The organism is Lysinibacillus sp. BS3, assembly GCF_039614735.1.
GTDB classification, from domain to species: Bacteria; Bacillota; Bacilli; order Bacillales_A; family Planococcaceae; genus Lysinibacillus; species Lysinibacillus capsici.
This window is the reverse complement of the sequence record NZ_CP154860.1, coordinates 451,892-470,888: the sequence shown is the minus strand read 5'-3', so window position 1 is coordinate 470,888 and position 18,997 is coordinate 451,892. Positions and strand designations below refer to the sequence as shown.

General features: G+C 38.3%; 14 protein-coding genes. 12 read left to right on the top strand and 2 right to left on the bottom strand.

Translation table 11 applies throughout. The features are described 5' to 3' along the window. Positions 1 to 41 precede the first annotated feature (41 nt). The 8 genes from AAJG31_RS02360 to AAJG31_RS02325 all read left to right on the top strand — a co-directional run bounded on the left by AAJG31_RS02360 (position 42) and on the right by AAJG31_RS02325 (position 10,853). Positions 42 to 1,556: a S41 family peptidase gene (locus AAJG31_RS02360; RefSeq protein ID WP_048392917.1), complete on the top strand. Its 1,515-nt coding sequence runs from the start codon at positions 42 to 44 to the stop codon at positions 1,554 to 1,556. Positions 1,557 to 1,624: 68 nt separating this feature from the next. After that, positions 1,625 to 2,527 (top strand): GTP-binding protein, encoded by a 903-nt coding sequence (locus AAJG31_RS02355; protein ID WP_279494959.1) that lies wholly within the window; start codon positions 1,625 to 1,627, stop codon positions 2,525 to 2,527. A gap of 443 nt (positions 2,528 to 2,970) precedes the next feature. Continuing rightward, a complete protein-coding gene (locus AAJG31_RS02350) occupies positions 2,971 to 3,660 on the top strand; it encodes a CAP domain-containing protein (RefSeq protein WP_048392912.1) in 690 nt (229 codons plus the stop codon). 102 nt (positions 3,661 to 3,762) lie between these two features. Beyond that, positions 3,763 to 4,074, top strand: coding sequence for a helix-turn-helix domain-containing protein (locus AAJG31_RS02345; RefSeq protein ID WP_279494962.1), 312 nt, complete (start codon positions 3,763 to 3,765; stop codon positions 4,072 to 4,074). A gap of 178 nt (positions 4,075 to 4,252) precedes the next feature. Then, entirely contained in the window at positions 4,253 to 7,207 is a 2,955-nt protein-coding gene (locus tag AAJG31_RS02340) for an EAL domain-containing protein (RefSeq protein ID WP_279494964.1), read from the top strand. Between the two features lie 121 nt (positions 7,208 to 7,328). Further along, positions 7,329 to 8,762 (top strand): spore germination protein, encoded by a 1,434-nt coding sequence (locus AAJG31_RS02335; RefSeq protein WP_048392906.1) that lies wholly within the window; start codon positions 7,329 to 7,331, stop codon positions 8,760 to 8,762. After that, entirely contained in the window at positions 8,759 to 9,787 is a 1,029-nt protein-coding gene (locus AAJG31_RS02330; RefSeq protein WP_279494967.1) for a GerAB/ArcD/ProY family transporter, read from the top strand. Before AAJG31_RS02335 ends, AAJG31_RS02330 begins: the two co-directional genes overlap by 4 nt. After that, complete coding sequence (locus AAJG31_RS02325) at positions 9,777 to 10,853, top strand: Ger(x)C family spore germination protein (RefSeq protein ID WP_279494968.1); 1,077 nt, start codon at positions 9,777 to 9,779, stop codon at positions 10,851 to 10,853. The genes AAJG31_RS02330 and AAJG31_RS02325 overlap by 11 nt, the downstream gene beginning before the upstream one ends. A gap of 43 nt (positions 10,854 to 10,896) precedes the next feature. Here the strand turns inward: AAJG31_RS02325 and AAJG31_RS02320 are convergent, their stop codons facing one another. Beyond that, entirely contained in the window at positions 10,897 to 12,243 is a 1,347-nt protein-coding gene (locus AAJG31_RS02320) for an MATE family efflux transporter (protein ID WP_066036795.1), read from the bottom strand. Between the two features lie 171 nt (positions 12,244 to 12,414). Here AAJG31_RS02320 and AAJG31_RS02315 point away from each other — a divergent pair, with 171 nt between their 5' ends. After that, a complete protein-coding gene (locus AAJG31_RS02315; protein ID WP_048392899.1) occupies positions 12,415 to 13,491 on the top strand; it encodes an undecaprenyldiphospho-muramoylpentapeptide beta-N-acetylglucosaminyltransferase in 1,077 nt (358 codons plus the stop codon). 80 nt (positions 13,492 to 13,571) lie between these two features. Here the strand turns inward: AAJG31_RS02315 and AAJG31_RS02310 are convergent, their stop codons facing one another. Then, complete coding sequence (locus AAJG31_RS02310) at positions 13,572 to 14,120, bottom strand: GNAT family protein (protein WP_004230128.1); 549 nt, start codon at positions 14,118 to 14,120, stop codon at positions 13,572 to 13,574. A 542-nt stretch (positions 14,121 to 14,662) separates the two neighbouring features. Here AAJG31_RS02310 and AAJG31_RS02305 point away from each other — a divergent pair. The 3 genes from AAJG31_RS02305 (at position 14,663) to AAJG31_RS02295 (ending at position 18,859) form a co-directional block, all read left to right on the top strand. Further along, positions 14,663 to 16,690: a diguanylate cyclase gene (locus AAJG31_RS02305; RefSeq protein WP_048392897.1), complete on the top strand. Its 2,028-nt coding sequence runs from the start codon at positions 14,663 to 14,665 to the stop codon at positions 16,688 to 16,690. 112 nt (positions 16,691 to 16,802) lie between these two features. Further along, the gene (locus tag AAJG31_RS02300) at positions 16,803 to 17,477 is read left to right on the top strand and encodes a response regulator transcription factor (RefSeq protein ID WP_279494970.1); all 675 of its coding nucleotides are present in this window, start codon (positions 16,803 to 16,805) and stop codon (positions 17,475 to 17,477) included. Next, a complete protein-coding gene (locus AAJG31_RS02295) occupies positions 17,474 to 18,859 on the top strand; it encodes a HAMP domain-containing histidine kinase (protein WP_054548609.1) in 1,386 nt (461 codons plus the stop codon). Before AAJG31_RS02300 ends, AAJG31_RS02295 begins: the two co-directional genes overlap by 4 nt. Positions 18,860 to 18,997 lie beyond the last annotated feature (138 nt).

The following is an 18,997-nucleotide window of genomic DNA, read 5'->3' as shown; positions in this document are numbered from 1 at the left end:
GTGACAACAAGTTAGTGTAAATGAGAGTGGTGACAATCAAGATGGATGAACAGAAAAAAGAAAGTACAGAACAGCAGCAGGAGCCGACTCCAGCTGAAATAAAGCCGGCAGGACAATTTATACAACTGAAACCGTTTAAATTTATCATGCTAATGTTCTTTACAATTCTTATTACGGCAGGTTTAACAATATTTGCGTTAACCTTTGGTGATAAGAAAGTAGTAGAAGTGAAAGTTCCGATTGAACGAGAGGAATTTACAAAATTATATGAAGCATTTGATTTACTGAAAAATAACTATTACCAAGATATTGACGATGAAAAAGTGGTCGATGGTGCGATCAATGGTATGTTTGATGCATTAGGCGATCCTTATTCCGATTTCATGGTAAAGGAAGAAGCGGATCAATTTAATTCTGGCTTATCTTCAAGCTTCCAAGGAATTGGTGCAGAAATCCAAGAACGTAATGGTTATATTACAGTTGTGTCACCTATCAAAAATTCTCCTGCTGAAAAGGCAGGCTTATTACCAAAAGATATTATCTTAACAGTTGATGGGAAAAGTATTCAGGGCTTAAGTGCAACAGAGGCAGTTGCACTGATTCGTGGCGAAAAAGGAACACCCGTAAAATTAACGGTAAAACGTGGCGAAAATACGGAACCTATTCAAATGACGATTGTTCGTGATGACATCCCAGTCGAAACCGTTTATGGTGAAATGCTGGATGGCAATATTGCCCATATTCAAGTTACATCATTTAGTGAACAAACTGCCCAAGAGCTTGAAAAAATCCTTACTGAGTATGAAGGCAAAGGAATGAAGGGCATTGTATTAGATTTACGTCAAAATCCTGGTGGCTACCTAAAGGCTGCAGTCGATATCTCTAATTTCTTTGTACCAGAAGGAAAGGCGATTGTGCAGGTACAAGAAAAAGATGCGGAGCCTCAAATTACAAATGCCATTGCAGGTAAAAAATATAACCTACCGATTACGGTACTAGTTGATAGTGGCAGTGCTTCAGCCTCTGAGATTTTGGCAGGAGCATTAAAAGAGTCAGTTGGTGCTAAAGTGGTTGGTGAAACATCATTCGGTAAAGGAACTGTCCAAAATGTTACACCATTAAAAGACGGCTCTAATTTGAAATTTACGACAGGTAAATGGTTAACACCGAAGGGCAACTGGATTAATGAAAAAGGAATTGAGCCTGATGTCAAAGTTGCGTATCCATCCTATGCCTCTTTACCATACTTGAATGCCTCTTTAGAAATGAAGACAGGCCTACAATCTGACTCTGTGAAAGCAGCAGAGGAGATGCTTCAGGTGCTAGGGTATGAGCCTGGTGAAGTAGATGGGATCTTTGATGACAATACCGCACAGGCAGTAGAAAAACTACAAGCAGCGAACAACCTTGAAGAAACAGGCATTCTAACAGGTAATACAACGTATGCTTTAATGGATGCGTTACGTGCAAAAATGAAAGCCGATGATCCTCAGTTACTAAAAGCGAAAGAGCTTCTTGTAGGAACAGCCGAAAAAACAGAGGAAACAACAAACTAACAATGTAGCTGTCGCAACAGTTGTCTTTCACGGCATCTGCGACAGCTTTTTTTATGGGAGGAACTAATATGAAAGATGTGTACCTATTTAGTGGCTTTTTAGGGAGTGGCAAAACATCCATGCTGACAGATGTCATTCGCCAGCTAAAAGAAAAGAAATTAAAGCCTGCTGTTATTATGAATGAGCTCGGGAAGCTGCCATTTGACTCGCAGGCAGTGGAAAAGGATATCCCGCTAAAGGAGATGCTAGAGGGCTGTATTTGCTGTTCGGGTGCTGAAAAAACAGAGGCACAAATTCAATCTCTTCTATTAGATAGTGATTTTGATGTGCTCATTATCGAGACAACAGGTGCAGCACATCCTGTAGAAGCTTTGGATGCCGTTTTTTCACCGCTTTTTGCAGATCAGCTCAATGTGAAAGGCATTATCACGGTGGCGGATTCTAAGCTCTGGCTACACCGTGATACATTAACACCACAAGTGCGCTCTTTATTTCTGGAGCAAATTCGCCATGCACATCTATTGTTAGCAAATAAAACAGACTTATTAACAGAGGCAGAGCAAGGTCAGGTCGTCTATGAACTGCAGGGCTTGAACCCTCATGCCTTTATATTGCAAACGACAAATGGACGCGTACCACTCAGCTTATTAGAGGGGCTGAAGGCAACAACACAGGTCGATAAAGCAGATATAGTTAAAGCGCCAATAGCCTCAATGCAGCTGGGCTCTCGCTTAGTAGATTTTACAGATCAGGAATTTACACAGGAGCAGTTTGAAGATTGGGTGCGTGCATTACCTGAAACGATTTATCGTATGAAAGGCTATGTACCAATTAAGGGCATCAAAAACCCAATGTTGTTCCAATATGCTTATGGAATGGTGCAATGGCTCCCAGAATATATAAAAATGCCAGCAAAACTTGTTATTATTGGAGAGAATGTTAGTGCTTTACCTGTTATTGGGGCTAATTGAAGAATAAAGCAACCAGTGAATTTCTGCACGTGAACAACCTGTGTAGCTTTACACAGGTTGTTTTATTTTTATGTAAATGAAATGTAACGCTCTTGTAACACAATTGTAATATTAGGCTAACATGAGGCTACGACACTAGCCATCTCTAGGGTGATGCAAAGAAAGTAATGAAGAAAGGCGATTAAAAAATGAGTGTATAAAACATACATTTTTTATTCATATCAGCTGTTTATTTTCTAAAATATTTACGAGTTTAGGAGGGGTGTCAACCCTCTTTCAAACGTAAGTATTTCATAGATTGGTGAAACCTGCTAAAAAATAACGCGAAAAAAACGTGATTTTTCGCGCATTTTCTTCTTCGTTGGCGTAGTTAGCAGATGTTGGTAAGATTTTAATGAAAATCATCCCTTACGATTAGTGGCAGAGAAGGAGGAATTGCAAACATGAAAAAAACACTAACTGCAATTTGTGCAACATTTCTTTTAGCAGCTCCAATTCAAATAGCTTCTGCTGCTGCAAATACAACAGAGGGGAATTCCGTACAGCAATCAACAAACTGTAATGTTTATTATTATAAATGGTCAAACAATAATCATAAGTGGACGATTAAACTTCCACAGGCATCTACACCATCTAATGAGACGCCAACAACAAATAATACAACACCAACAAAGCCAAATAATAATCAATCATCACAAAATGAAAAGCCAGCAACACCACCAACTACTTCAACACCATCAACAACAACTTCAGATGTAGACGCATTTGAACAAGAAGTAGTAAAATTAACAAACGCTGAGCGTACAAAAGCTGGTTTATCACCACTTCAAACAGATGCGAAATTAATGGCTGCAGCTCGTGAAAAATCACAAGATATGCAAACAAATAAATATTTCTCACATACGAGCCCAACATTTGGTTCACCATTTGATCGTATGAAAGCTTTAGGTATCGCTTATAAAGCTGCAGGTGAAAATATTGCTCAAGGTCAACGTTCACCACAAGAAGTAGTACAAGCTTGGATGGACTCACCAGGACACCGTGCGAACATTTTAAACGGTAAATTTACACACATCGGTGTAGGTTATGTGAAATCAGGTAACTACTGGACACAACAATTTATCCAAAAATAATCATTTATTAATAGAAAGATGCTCTATAAGTCTATATAGGCTTATAGAGCATCTTTTTTTATTGAATTAATGGTAAAATTTGATGAGAAAGGGAGGATAGAATTGAAACAATATAGCATAGCAATGGCGATTTTCTCATTAGCCGTGTCGTTTTTAATAGGAAGCTGGCTCATCGCCACTAGTTTAAAAGAGCAGCCAAAGGAATCCGTGCAACACCAGCTATTGTCACAACAAGAGGCAGCTGATTATTTAGGAATCAGTTTAGTGGAAGTGCTAAAATTAACAGAAGTGCCAGATGGATCAAATAGTTACATAAGCGAAATCCCTCATGTGAAGGTAGGGGACAAAGTCTATTATCCAAAGCAAGCCATTGATCGCTGGCTATTGGATATGGAATTAATCGTAGTACCTTAAGAAAAACATATGAACTATTTCTTTGGATAGGGGCATCACCTAATAAAAAAGAGCGCTTCTCCAGCGAAAAACGGTCGATGAAACTTTTCTTTCTCTTTTATAAATAGTAGTTTTTAAACTGTATTTTGGGGGAATTGATAAATAAGTAGTGGGTAAAAAGTAGGGAGAGGTGAGATGGATGAAAAAGCCGAATCTATTAAAGCAGTTTTTTACAAAAGAAGAAAGACCGCATACGTTTGCGCTGGCAACAGCTCAAGATCATCGTTTATTTTCATATGCCATGTCCTTTGCTAAGTATCACCCCGATATGATGATTGTGTTTTCGGCAGATGGCGAAATTATTTACGTCAATCAAGAAGCACTCTATGAACTATTACAATATCGACCTAGTCATGCAGAAGATTTCAAGAAAATTCTGACTGATGTAGATTATAAACGATTAAAAAGAGCGTTCAATCGAACATTACGAGGAAAGTCGGTCAAGATTGATATTGAAAGACTACAGCATCAAGGACAAAACCTAAACCTCGTACTGATGTTTATACCAATCAAAAATGATGACAATCAGGCGGAGGGGCTCTATTTAATCATTGAAGATATGTCCACGTATTCAGCCATGAAGCATCAGTTAATGCTACATGAGAAGCATTTAAATTACGCCCAGCATATTGCGGCAGTTGGGAGCTGGGAGTACTTTATTCAGCATGACAAACTGTTTTGCTCAGATAACTTTTATCATATTTTTGGCTTTGCACGTTCAGATAACGATGGTATTGATCACGTTTTCCAGTTCATTCATCCAGATGATTATGAAAGGACATATGATGCATTTAATCATGCTCGAAAAGGGACTAATTTTGACAGTGACTTCCGAATTTATCACGGTAAAACCAATGAACTGCGTTTTCTACAAGCAGCCGCCGAAGTCATATGGAAGGATGACAAGCCCTTTAAGATGATTGGGGTTGTCAAAGACGAAACGGCTTTCAAACTACTTGAGAAAACACTAAATGATACATTAGCCAACTATCATTCTATCTTTGACAATTTAGATGCAGGGATTTGGATGCGAGATTCCATTCGTGGCAATATGCTGTTCGCCTCTAAAGGGTTGGAAGGAATTCTTGGTATTCCATTAGCTAAGCTTTATGATGACTCAGAAGTATGGATTAATATGATTCATCCTGCACATCGTGAGGAGGTATTAGCGTATACTGATCATCTCGCTTCAGGCAAAAGCTATCAAGTGATTTATCGTATCCGAACGGGGGAGAATCAGACAAAGTGGTTGCTGGAGCAAATTGTGCCGAGACTAGATCAGCAAGGGGAGGTCAACCATATTTTCGGCTTAGTAACTGATATTACAAAGGAGATTGAACGAGAAAAGAAGCTTAATTATTTAGTGTATTATGATGAATTGACAGGTTTACCAAATCGCTTGAGCTTACATGATAAAGTTGATACCTTATGCTTAGCTGGCGAACCCTTCGCACTATTATATATTTCGATTAACCGCTTTCATATCTTAAATAATGCGCTAGGTACGAAAATCGGTGATGAGCTTCTGCGCACGGTGACCAACTACTTTTCAACACTAACAGATGATCACAGTTACATGGCACGTTTAGACAATCAGCATTTTATCATTGTCATGAAAAAATATGTGAGCAAGCAACATATTTACGCGCTGGCTAGCCGTGTACTGAAAACCTTTGATACACCTTTTTCGATAAAAGACTATCACTTGCACCTATCTGCTAGCATTGGTATTGCTTTTTATCCAGAGGAGGGCTTAACGAGAAACATTTTATTAGAAAATGCATATTCCGCTTTATGCTATGCGCAACAGCAGGGAAGGAATCGTTTTCATATTTATGCCTTTACAGAGGATATTACTTCCTATAAACAGTATGTGTTAGACCGAGATATGCGACAAGCCATGTTAAATGAGGAATTCGAATTATATTTCCAACCATTGGTGGAGCCGCAAAAGGGGGTTATCAACGGTGCAGAAGCGTTAATTCGTTGGCATCATAAAGAATGGGGCCTTGTGTCACCTGGTGAATTTATTCCATTAGCGGAAGAAAACCATATGATTCACATCATTACAGATTGGGTGATTAAAAAAGCATGTGCGTTGTTACAGCACTGGAAGCAGCAAGGGCATGTGCTGCGAACAATTAGTATTAAGATATCGCCAATCCGTCTGATGAAAAAAGGCTTTATTCAGTTTGTCCAAGAGCAATTACAGGTAAATTCGATTGAAGCTCATTATATACAGTTCGAGATTAGCGAAAGTACAATCTTAAAAAATAGTACAAGTGTGATGACCGTTCTTAAAGAATTACAAGACATCGGTGTTAAAATTGCTATTGGTGATTTTGGAACAGGCTACTCTTCCTTAGAATCATTGCGAACATTCCAACCAACGACACTCCATATCTATGAAGCGTTTATCCGTGAAATCCGTCATGATCGTCCGATTGAAAATGGACTCATTTCAGCAACGATTTATTTAGCCAAAATGCTTGGTATTCAGGTTGTGGCAAAAGGAGTTGAAAGTTACGAGCAATTTATCTTTTTAAAGCAGCAAGAATGTGATTATTTGCAAGGTAGTATTTATACGAAGGCTGTTCCCGCGAAAGCCTTTGAAAAAATGCTGGCACAAGGCATTTTAACACCACAAAAAGCGATTGTTCATAAAAAACCTGTGGTGGAGCGACGCAAATATTATCGTTTTCAATTCCCGGCCTATGTGAAGGGCTTTATGACGATTATCGAAATGAATGAGCAAAAAATTAATATCGGTCATACCCCGATCATCATTGAAAATATTAGCTTAGGCGGCATGAAGATTCGCTCTTCTTTGAAGCTACCCGTTAATCAAACGATGAAATTTAAATTTAGCTTTATTTTAATGAATCAATCATTTAACCTAGAGGGTACTTTTAGATGGACCTTAGAAGAAAAATACCAAATCTATTCTTATGGCGTCGCCTTCAATTTGACGCAGGAGGATGAAGGAAAATTAGCCCCGATCATCAATCGAATGACAGCCTTGCATAATCACCATGAAAAAATAGAGGGAACGCCCTTTATGTATGAGGATATTGAAGCTTATTTTAAAAAATAGCTGATCATGAAGATGCCCAAATGTTCTAGAGGGCATCTTTTTTTCATGGCGTGGAATCACACGAACTAAGCGTTTGAAATACACGAAAAATGCTTATACTCTCCAGTAGAGGAGGCGTTTTATGGATAAAGTGGAGTATATGATCAAAAGCCTACAAAAAGCATTCTACCATTCCTCGGATTTGACTGTCAGACAAATAGATTGGCATGAAGGGGACACGGCTATTTTATGCTTTTACGCTTCTCTTGTTGATGCGAAGGAAGTCCAAAAAATACTGGATACCATTTATGCACGTTTAGATACAGAAAAACCTTTTTGGAGTGAAACCCTACTTACAACACTCGATAATTTTGCGCTACCGCAAGCTATTGAACGGGTTTGCCAAGGTGAAACGCTCGTGATTTTGCCTGATACGGGAAAAATGCTGACGTTAGCGATTACCAATGAAGTTCGTCGTAATCTTGAGGAGCCAAACAATGAACATATTCTGCGAGGCTCCCATGAAGGTCTTGTGGAGCGGGCGGATACCAATTTAACATTGATACGAAAGCGAGTGAATAATCCCGCTCTTGTGGTCAAATCTTTTACAATTGGACAACAAACTAACACTAAAGCTTATTATCTCTATATGGATGGGGTTATACAGCCTGAAACCTTACAAGAGATGGAAAAGCGGATTGCAGACATTAAAATCGACTATTTTTATAGCATTGGCCAGTTAAGTGATGCACTAGAGGATTCCGTGTTATCGCCATTTCCACAATTGTTAAATACAGAGCATCCAGATCGTGTGGTAGCCCACTTAGTGGAGGGTAAAGTTGTGGTCATGACCAATATTTCGCCGTCTGCCTTGATTGGCCCTGTGACATTTTTCTCTTTCTATCAAACACCTGATGACTATAATAGTCGGGTAGTGGTTGGCTCTTTTTATAAAATAGTGCGTTTACTGTCGTTTGTAACGGCGGTTTTTTTACCAGCATTTTATATTGCTGTGATTAGCTTTCACTTTGAGGTATTACCCTTAGAATTAAGTAATCAAGTAAAAAATGATGTTAATGATATACCTTATCGACCGTTAATTGAAGCACTGATACTTGAGATTATTATGGAACTCATTCGAGAATCAAGTATTCGTTTACCACAATCAGTAGGGCAAACGATTGGGATCGTAGGGGGATTAGTGATAGGAGATGCCATTGTAAGTGCGGGACTCGTGTCGAACTTAATGGTCATTGTTGTCGCCTTAACGGCCATTTCAAGCTATGTTGTCCCGTCCGTTGAATTGAATAGCACGATTCGCATGATCCGTTTTCCGTTTATGCTACTTGCCTCATTATTTGGGTTTTTAGGCATTGTGGTAGGAGTTGTCATCCTATTAATTCATTTAATTAGTTTAACGTCATTGAAACAGCCGTATTTTTCACCTATCGTACCATTTCAACCGAAAGCTGTTTATAAAATTTTTTTACGCTGGCCATTTATTAGACCGACAGTCCAAGTTACTTCCTTTCAACCACCGAAGGATGAAAAGGGAAAAAATGAGGATACACCATGAATTTTTCTCTATCAAAGGCACAATTTTTTTTACTACTCTTTATCATTCAGACAGGTGTTGTCTACATTGCCTTTCAAACAACGTTAATCATATACAGTCAACATAGTGCATGGTATGTCTTCTTCCTTGCTAGCATCTTCCATTACGGCTTGCTGTTATTTTTTGAACGCTATTATCAATTTTTCTTTTTAAATGGGTTCTTTCGCTGGGTCTATCTGATCTATTGGTTATTAATAACAGCTGTATTAATTGCCTATATGGGGTATGTTCTGGCCTCATGGGTCTTGCCCCGAACACCTGAATGGATTGTTGTCATGATGATTGTAGGGCTATCTTTGTATGCCAATTTAGTTAGACCAGAAACCATCATCAATATTGGTGTCATGCTAATTCCTATTATTTTCCTTTTTGTCATTTTTTTAATGCTGGCTATTCCAGATTTAACGTGGAGTAATCTTTTTCCCGTTGAGTGGAATAATACTAGGCAAATCATGGCGGGCATGATTCATAGCATGTATGCCTTTTTGGGGATTGAAATGTACCTCCTTTATCGTCCATTTCTCAAACAGGATTTACAGGTGAAGGGAAAGCCCTTATTGATTTATCAACTCGTCATTTTTTTCTTTTATTTTATTTCGGTTGTCTTTACACAAATGTTCTTTGCTTTGGAGGAGATTCAACTAATACCAGAGCCTATTATGTATATTTTAAAATCACAGGAAGTGAATTTTGTAAAACGGCTGGATATTTTTTTCATCTATATTTGGCTTTCTTGGTCCATTGTTACGGTCATGATCTACGGTTTGTCCTTTCGTGTGCTTTATTTGTCAAAAAAACGGAAGCATCCGAAACGAAGTATTGTTTTTTTTCATCTTCTCTTAGCCATCCTGCCGCTATTTGTCATGCAATTTCAGCGCATTGAGTTTATCAAAAATTCTATACACTACGTACTCATTGTGTTTACGATTCTACTACCAATGATGATAATTTGTTGGAATAAATGGAGGGGAAAACGTGTATCGTAAAGGGATTATGCTCCTCTTGTCTATGTTACTTTTAGCTGGCTGTTGGGATGAACGACTTTATAAAAACGCTTCCGTTGTGACGCTCGTTGGGGTGGACGGATATATAGGGGCATACAAGGGATATTATGCCTATCCGAATACAGCAGCTCAGCAAAATGAAGTGATTGAAGCGGACGGCATTTCACCAAGAGATGTACGGAATCAAGCCAATTTAAAAGTAGAACAAACACTTGATTTATCTGAGTTATCGACCATCCTTGTATCGGACCAAACGGTAAGAGAGCCTCTTTATGATATTTTGGATATTTATTTTCGTGATCCCCAAAACCCGATTTCGATAAAAATTGCTGTAACAGAAGGGGATGTCAAGCCGTTTATAGAGCTAACAAAGGATTTAGCAGGGGGGGCAGGAGGCTATTATGAACGTTTTATGGAAAGCACAGAGGAAAATACAATTTTTCCGAAATTAGATTTACAGACGGTTGGCTCCATGCTATTTGAACAGACAATTGATATAGCACTTCCGTATATTCAGTTAAGTGAGGATAAAAAGCATGCTGTTGCGGCAGGTGTCGCTTTGTTCTCAGGTCAAACGTTTACGGGTACAATATTAACACCAAAACAATCTCTCACGATGCTTCTCTTAATGAATCAACCTAGCAAACAAGCGCGGATGAGCTATATGTGGAAGCATGATGGAAAATCGATGCCAATCACGGCTGATGTTATTCATATCAAGCGTCAATGGACGGTGAATGAGGAATTAAAAAGAATAGACATGGATTATCTCATAGAGGTAGAAATTGAGGAATTTGCACATGACCATTTATATAAAGACCCCGTTTTCAAGGAGGTTCAGCAGTTGATTCAAGATCATGTGCAGGGAGAGTTTGAGGAGGTTTTGCGGATTCTTCAAGGTCAGCAATCAGATACGTTGGGGATTGGTCGATATATTCGTGCTTATCACTCCAAAATGTTTCAGAAGGATTGGCATGCTGTCTATGCATCCTTACAGCTAGTGCCGTCTGTTCAAGTGAAAATCATTCGCACAGGTGTTTTACGCTAAAAAAATCGCCTTTCTCAAGTTAGAGAAAAGCGATTTTTTGTTGTTAAACAGTGACTCTTTTTTGAACAACCAATAGACGGATTAAAAGAGTAATTGCGCCCATTGTTAAACCTGCCACAAGGCCAATCCAATAGCCAAATGGACCGAAATCCGTATGTGTGGCAAGGGTATACCCAACTGGCAAGCCAATTACCCAATAAGATATAATGGCCATGATAAACGTGATCATAACATCTTTATAGCCTCTCAATGCGCCTTGTACTGGTGCTTGTATTGCATCAGATAGCTGGAAAATGGCTGCGTAGACTAAAAATTGTACGGCATACTCAAGTACCATCTGATCTGTCGTATACATATGTGCTACAGGTTCACGTAAAATAAACAAGATGCAAGCTGATATAAAGCTAAATAAAATGGCTGTGCCTACACATAGATAACTATACATACGAGCATCTCGCATGCGACCAGCGCCGATCTCAAAACCTACTAATATTGTGACACCCATAGAAATACTGAGCGGAACCATGTATAACAGAGAAGTGAAATTGATGGCAATCTGATGGGCTGCGATGATTTCTGTGCTAAAATTACTCATCATCATGGTCACAGCAGAAAAAATACTTGTTTCTGCAAATAGGGAAATACCGATCGGAACCCCAATCAATAAAATTTCCTTCCATCGAAGCCATTCAAGCTTAGGCCAATCATGAAACAGACGGAATCGTTCGAACGGTACTCGTTTAGCGATGATCCATACTGTAATCATGAATATTAGCCAGTACGTTATTGCTGTCGCTACACCAGCTCCGATGCCGCCAAGCTCAGGCGCACCAAATTTGCCGAAAATAAAGATATAGTTCAGCACGATATTAATGGGTGTTGTCATTAAGGTAATGATCATCGTGACCCGTGTCTGACCAAGGGCGTCAATAAAGCAACGCATAACAAAAAATAAGAAAAGTGGCAAAAGACCCGCACACATCGCATAGATGTAGCCTTTTGCAATGCTATGTACAGCAGACTCTAAGTTCATCTTACTAAGTATCCAATCAATGCCAAAGAAGAGTCCTGTAAAAATAAGGATCGCCAGCAATATGGCGACATAAATGCCTTGCTGGACTGCCTTTTTTGCATCCATCTCTTTTTTCGCTCCCACAAGCTGTGAGACAATTGGCGTAATAGCTAGGAGTATACCTGAAAGTCCAGTATAAATTGGCATCCAGATAGAGGAACCAATCGAAACACCTGCTAAATCAACCGTCCCGTAACGACTGGACATTAAAATATCAAAAAATGAAATAAGATAAATAGCTACCTGTGTCACTAAAATAGGGACAATCATTTTTAAGAGTAGCACGTATTTTTCCTTAATTGTGGATGTTTGATACATATTTTCTACTTCCTTCATGAACATAATGAACAAGTATAGCATATGTAAAGAGAGAAAAGCTGAAATTTTCATGCTTCATCTATATCTTTTCGTCAGCATATAGTAAAATAGAACACTGTAAACAAAAAGTAGTGCTAACTACAATGGTTTTTAAGGAATAGGAGAATTTGTGTGAAACAACAAACAATCATTTTAACCGGTGGTGGGACAGCTGGCCATGTATCGTTAAATCAGGCGATACTCCCGTCTTTACTAGAACTTGGTTATGATGTCCACTATATTGGCTCAGAGCAAGGTATTGAAAAAGAATTAATTGGCGAGGCGTTCCCCGATGTTCCGTTTTATGGCATTGCGAGTGGTAAATTGCGTCGTTATTTCTCCATGAAAAATTTTACAGATCCATTTAAAGTGCTTGCTGGAATGATGCAGGCTTTTCGTATTATTAAAAAAGTGAAGCCACAGGTTGTCTTTTCAAAAGGAGGGTTTGTCTCTGTACCCGTTGTGATGGCAGCGAAATTAGCAGGTGTGCCAGTCGTCATCCATGAATCTGATGTAACACCTGGTCTTGCTAATAAAATAGCCTTACCTTTTGCTTCACATGTATTCACAATTTTTGAAGAAACTCTGAAGCATTTACCTCAAGAGAAGGCTACTTGCACAGGCTCCATTATTCGTCCTGAGTTATTTGAGGGAGAAAGAGCAAGGGGGCTAGCTTTCTGCGGCTTTTCTACTTTAAAGCCTGTTTTACTTGTTATGGGAGGGAGTTTAGGCTCTGTTGTCTTAAATGAGGCACTACGTAAAAACTTACCAGAGCTCCTCAAGCAATTTCACATCATTCATTTATGTGGGAAGGGGAATTATGATGAAGCACTGGAGGCAATGCCAGGCTACAAGCAATTTGAGTATGTGACAACTGAGTTACCTGATTTATTGCATGCTGCAGACTTTATTGTGTCACGAGCAGGCTCTAACTCCATTTTTGAATTTTTAGCGCTTCACAAGCCGATGCTATTAGTACCTCTCTCAGCGCAAAAAAGCCGTGGAGATCAAATTTTAAATGCCAACTTGTTTAAAAAACAAGGTTACGCAGAAGTGTTACAGGAAGACGAGTTGACAAAGGAATCTTTTATGAAGTCTGTTCATACACTAACAGAGCGTAAAGTGGAAATGGTGGAGACAATGGCAAAAACGCAAAAACCAAAAACACCAGATGAAATGGCGTCATTAATTTTACGGTACAAGAAATAAGTGCTATTTGAAAAAAGAAAAGAAGCTATGAGGTAGGTCGAAATGACAAAACCTTATAGCTTCTCTTTTATATATACACACTACATTGCTTGCTCTTCGCCTTCTTGCATTTGGTGTGCCGTTGTTAGGTAGAATAAATCTTTTGGAATTTTAAATAAATTAAATTGTGCCTCACCGCTATTAACCTGCGCTAATAATGTTGGATGACTTTCATTGGCACTCACCACATAGGGAAGCTTTAAAGCAGCACGCTGTGATTTTAAATTTTCAACACGTATACGGAGAAAGACCGTATGAAAATTATAGTCAAAAAATAACTCGTTCAAAAATAACATTTTTGCTTTTTGATTATAACCTTTACCTTGGTAAGGGAGTCCAATCCACGTTCCTAGAAAGCCTGCACCGTCCTCCACATCGTGAATACTAATGGTGCCGATTGGTTGACCCCAATCATCAGTTATGGTCCTCGAGATAGCGAGTCCTCTCGCTTCCTCTTCAATCAGTTGTTTTGTCATAAACCAATATTCATCAGCGGATGTGGCTTTTTGACGGACAAAAGGGAATACAGAAGGGTGTGATAATAGCTCATAAAGCTCTGTACATTCATGCAGGTCTCGATGTTTAAGCATACGAAACGCCTCCTTTACTAGGGTAGTTAAAACAATTCCGTTGAAGCATAAAGAAGAAAACTAAAATTCGTACTGGAATTAAAACCCAAAGAACTAGACGTTATAACTATGATATTCCATAATCTCCCGCTGTCTTACTGATTTCGACCATACCGAAAAAAGGCTAGTTTTTTAAATATAATATAACATATAAACTGCTTGATGCAATCATTTTGCTCGTAAAAAAACAAAATTTGAGTTTAATAGTCAGTAAATTCTGATAAATGAAATGTGATTATCCATAATATTGTTGTTTTTTAGCATTAAGACTAACCTATCAATTTTAACTAATATTAATCATTTATCTACATCTTTAGTAGGATTGTTGGCTTGTTATAATAGGTAATATATCAAATATTATCCTTAAAAGGATATAATTTTTACGATTCTAGAAAGGTAATTTTTTATTTTTATGTTATAATAGTAGTATTATTTTTAATCTAACAACACATACATACGAACATTTCTATCATGATGGCAATGGCTTTTCTGGAGGTGACAGCATGGAGTATATTTTAAGCGAAGATTTCTTTAACTCATTATTTATTGGCAAGGATTTTGTTTTTCTCGTGAAAAAAGTAGGGGACGATTATCAATATATTCGCTTAAATCAAGCAGCTCAGGATCTGTTATCGAATGAGGCGATTGGTAAAATGATTTCTACCGTTACCTCAAAGCGTAATTTTTTGATCATTCAGAAAAATTACCATGAGGCCATTAGAGAACATAAACAGGTTGACTATGTAGATTATGCATATGTTCAGTCGGAGGTTCGTAAATATGAAACATCCGTCAGACCGTTGAAATATAAGAACGAAGACTATATTTTAGCCATCACGAAGGAAATACTTTATGACCGCAGTATTGAAGATAAATTTTTATTTATGCGGTCCATGTTTGACCATGCCTTTTTCTCAACAGTCATTTTATCGGCTGAAGGAATGATATACGAAGTGAATTCAAGCTTTATGGAAGATTTTCAATTAGATAATGAAACCGTCAAACAGAAAATGTTTGTGGATTTACCGATTATTCCAAAGGAAGAAGTTGAACAAATAAAAATTTGTTTGCAGAAAGCTGCAAGAGGGGAAAACGTTGGCGAGAAGTTTATTAAATTGCATACATTGGACCAGCAGGAACGCATGTATTTACTGTCACTATCACCAGTGATGCAGGATGATAATTCCTTTGCCATATTTCTTATCATGCAAGATTTTACACAATTTACTTTACAAAAAGCAGAATTACGCTCGAAGTCTCACGGGTTAGAAGTATTTAAATCTGCATTAAATTCAGCTACAGCCATTGCTGTATTAGATCATAAGGGTAACATTACCGAAGTGAGTGAGATGTTTTTACAGGCTTCTGGCTACACGGCGGAGGAGTTAATCGGTCAGCCCTACGCATTGATCGAACCACGATTCCGCGGACAAGACCTTTTTCAAATAATTGAAGATAAGCTGGACACGATGGGAATGTGGCGTGGAGAACTTTGCTATCGAACGAAATATCATGCAGATTACTGGGTAGAAACTACCATCGTTCCATTAAAAGATGAGTTTGGTCAAATCGAACAAATTTTAACCATTAACTATGATATTACGGATAAGAAAAGAATGTTTACAGAATTAAAAAATATTGAACGTACTTTCAGACTCATCACAGAAAATACAAATGATTTAATTGTGATTACAAATGAGGATGGCATCATTATTTATGCTTCCCCGTCCTATGGTATTTATTTAGGTTATGAAAATGTAGAGCTACAAGGACAGTTTTACAGTGACATTATTGATCGAGAAAGTAAAGGCGAATGGCAAACATTCTTGAATAATTATACAGGGCAAACAGATTCACAGTTTGAGCTTTTACTGAAGGCGAAAGATGGAACACCGATATGGACAGAAGGAAATGTCACGGTTGTGCACGACCCTGAACGTGAAAAAGTTTCTCAAATTATGATGGTGTCTCGTGAAATTACCCATCGCAAAGAAAGGGAAAATGATTTGCTGTATTTAGCCTATCACGACGCTTTAACACAGCTACCTAATCGGCGTTTTTTAGAAAAGGAGTTTCCTAAAATCCTAGCAGAAGCAAATGAAAATCAAACCTGTGTGGCGATGCTCTATATAGATGGTGATGATTTTAAAGAAGTAAATGATCGCTTTGGCCATGAGACGGGCGATGCGTTTATTCAGCGATTCGGCAGTTCCTTGAACAAAACAGTTCGAAGCCATGATATGGTTATTCGAATAGGTGGCGATGAATTTATTGTCATCTTAACTGGCTTAACAAGAGATCAGGAAAAAAGACATCATCAAATTATGCATATTATTCGACGTATTCGCGATGAATTAGCAGAAGGCTGGATGATAGAGGACCATCTTTTTACACCAACTGCTTCAATTGGCATTGCCTATTACCCAGACCATGCTCGAACATTGGATGAGCTAATGGATTTAGCTGACCAAGCATTATATAAATCAAAAGAGTCGGGGAAAAACAACCTCTCCATTTCAGATATACACTAAAAAGTCTGTCCACAAGGTTTTCCTTGTGAGACAGACTTTTTATTTGATGTTATGCTATAACAGTATAGGGATAAAAATCCTACATCGTTATTTTGGAATAGAAGGTGATATGATGCCTAAGAAGATATTGTTGGTAGAAGATGAAAAGCATATCGCTCGCTTTGTCGAACTTGAATTACAACACGAAGGCTATGAAGTAAAAACTGCCTTTGATGGTCGAGAAGGATTGGCTTTGGCAACATCGGAAAATTTTGATGTACTTTTACTGGATGTGATGTTACCAAGTATTAATGGGATTGAGATTTGCCGTCGCATCCGAACACAATCACAAGTACCGATCCTTTTATTAACGGCACGAGATGCTGTGATGGATCGTGTAGCAGGACTCGATGCAGGGGCTGATGACTATATCGTCAAACCTTTTGCGATTGAAGAGCTGCTGGCTAGGATACGGACGATTTTACGTCGTGTCACGCCAGAGCAGACAAGCAGTGAATCTTTATGCCTACGGGATATTGAAATAGATGTAGCTGCCTATGAAGTTTTCGTTCAGGGGAATAAACTTGATCTAACAAAGACAGAATATGACTTATTGAAACTATTAATTGAGCACAAAAATAGAGTATGTACACGAGAGCATATTTTAACATCCGTTTGGGGCTATGATACGGATATCGAGACCAACGTGGTAGATGTTTATATCAGACATTTACGTACAAAACTCCCTGGGGCGATGAATGATTATATTGAAACCGTTCGCGGTGTTGGGTATGTGATGCGAGAATGAATAAGTTAAGAAATTATTTACGTCAGCAGTCCCTGCAAAAAAAATGGATGCTGACCTCAAGCAGTGTCATCTTTATTAGCTTTACGATAATTTGTGTAGTCGTCTATCTTTCTCTGCATACATGGTTATTAAATGATGAGGAGAGTAAGGTCAATCGGACAAGTAAGGATATCATCTCTTTTTTAGAGTCCCAAGGTCCTACAATTACCATTCAGCAAATTCAGCAAAATACAGGCTTGCTCAAATCGATTGCTGATCGTGATGAGACGGTCCGAATATTTAATGCTGATGGGGTGGATATTTTACGAATCAATGATACCTCTGCTGCAGCACCACTTAATTCGTTGCAAGAAATTTTTGAGATGACCATTGATAAGCAGGATGTGCTGGTCATCAATGAACCGATTCGGATGGGCTTTTTCCAAGGCTATATTCAGGTGATTCATCCCTTAACTAGTTTTCAATCTCTCATGCATTATCTTTTGACAGCCATGCTGATTGCAGGGTTAGGAGCCTTAGTGTTATCTGGCTCTATTGGCTATTATCTAGCGAACTATTTAATGAAGCCACTACACGAATTGCGTGCATCCATGAAAACTGTGATGGATCAAGGATTTAAGGAGCCTATACAGCTAACCTATACATCACATGACGAAATTGGTGATTTACTGAAGATGTATAATGCCATGATGAACGAGCTGCAAATCTCATTTACCCAGCAGCAGCAATTTGTCGCCGATGCTTCTCATGAGCTGCGTACACCGATTCAAGCAATTGAAGGGCATCTTTCTCTTTTAAAAAGATGGGGCAAACATGATCCTGCCATATTAGAGGAATCCATTGATACCTCCTTAACAGAAATTGCTCGTATGCGCAAAATGATTGAGGAATTATTAGAACTTGCACGGCGTGAGGAAAAAGATGAAACAAGTGAGGCCAATGCATTAGTGGTCATCGAAGCAGTGATGGATGAGGTAAAGCTTGTTCATCCACAAGCGCGAATATCGCTGTCGAAACATGGTGAAATTGGTCCGTTATTTATCACCGAAAATGCACTAAGTCAAATCGTTCGTAATATAATAGAGAATGCCATTCGTTATTGTGAAAAAATTCCTGAGATACAAATTTCTATTTCTGTTGCTGGAAATTATGCATGTTTAGAAATTACTGATAATGGTATAGGAATAGCACAAGACAATATTCCGTTTATCTTTGATCGTTTTTATCGAGTGGATGAAGCAAGAAATCGCCAAATTGGTGGAACAGGCTTAGGGCTTAGTATTTCGAAGATGTTACTTGAAAAATACAATGCCACAGTAGAAGTCAAGAGTGAGGTTAATATTGGAACCGTTTTCTCGCTGAAAATCCCGCTAAAATATTAAGAAAAATACACGCTTTATTTCATTATTCTATCCTTTGCGAAAAAAATTGCTTAATTTGCTAAAAAGAGTTGTATTTTTTGTGAAGAGTAGTAAGATTGAGATGGAAAAAACGTTCTTTAAAATATGGAAAAGTAGTGA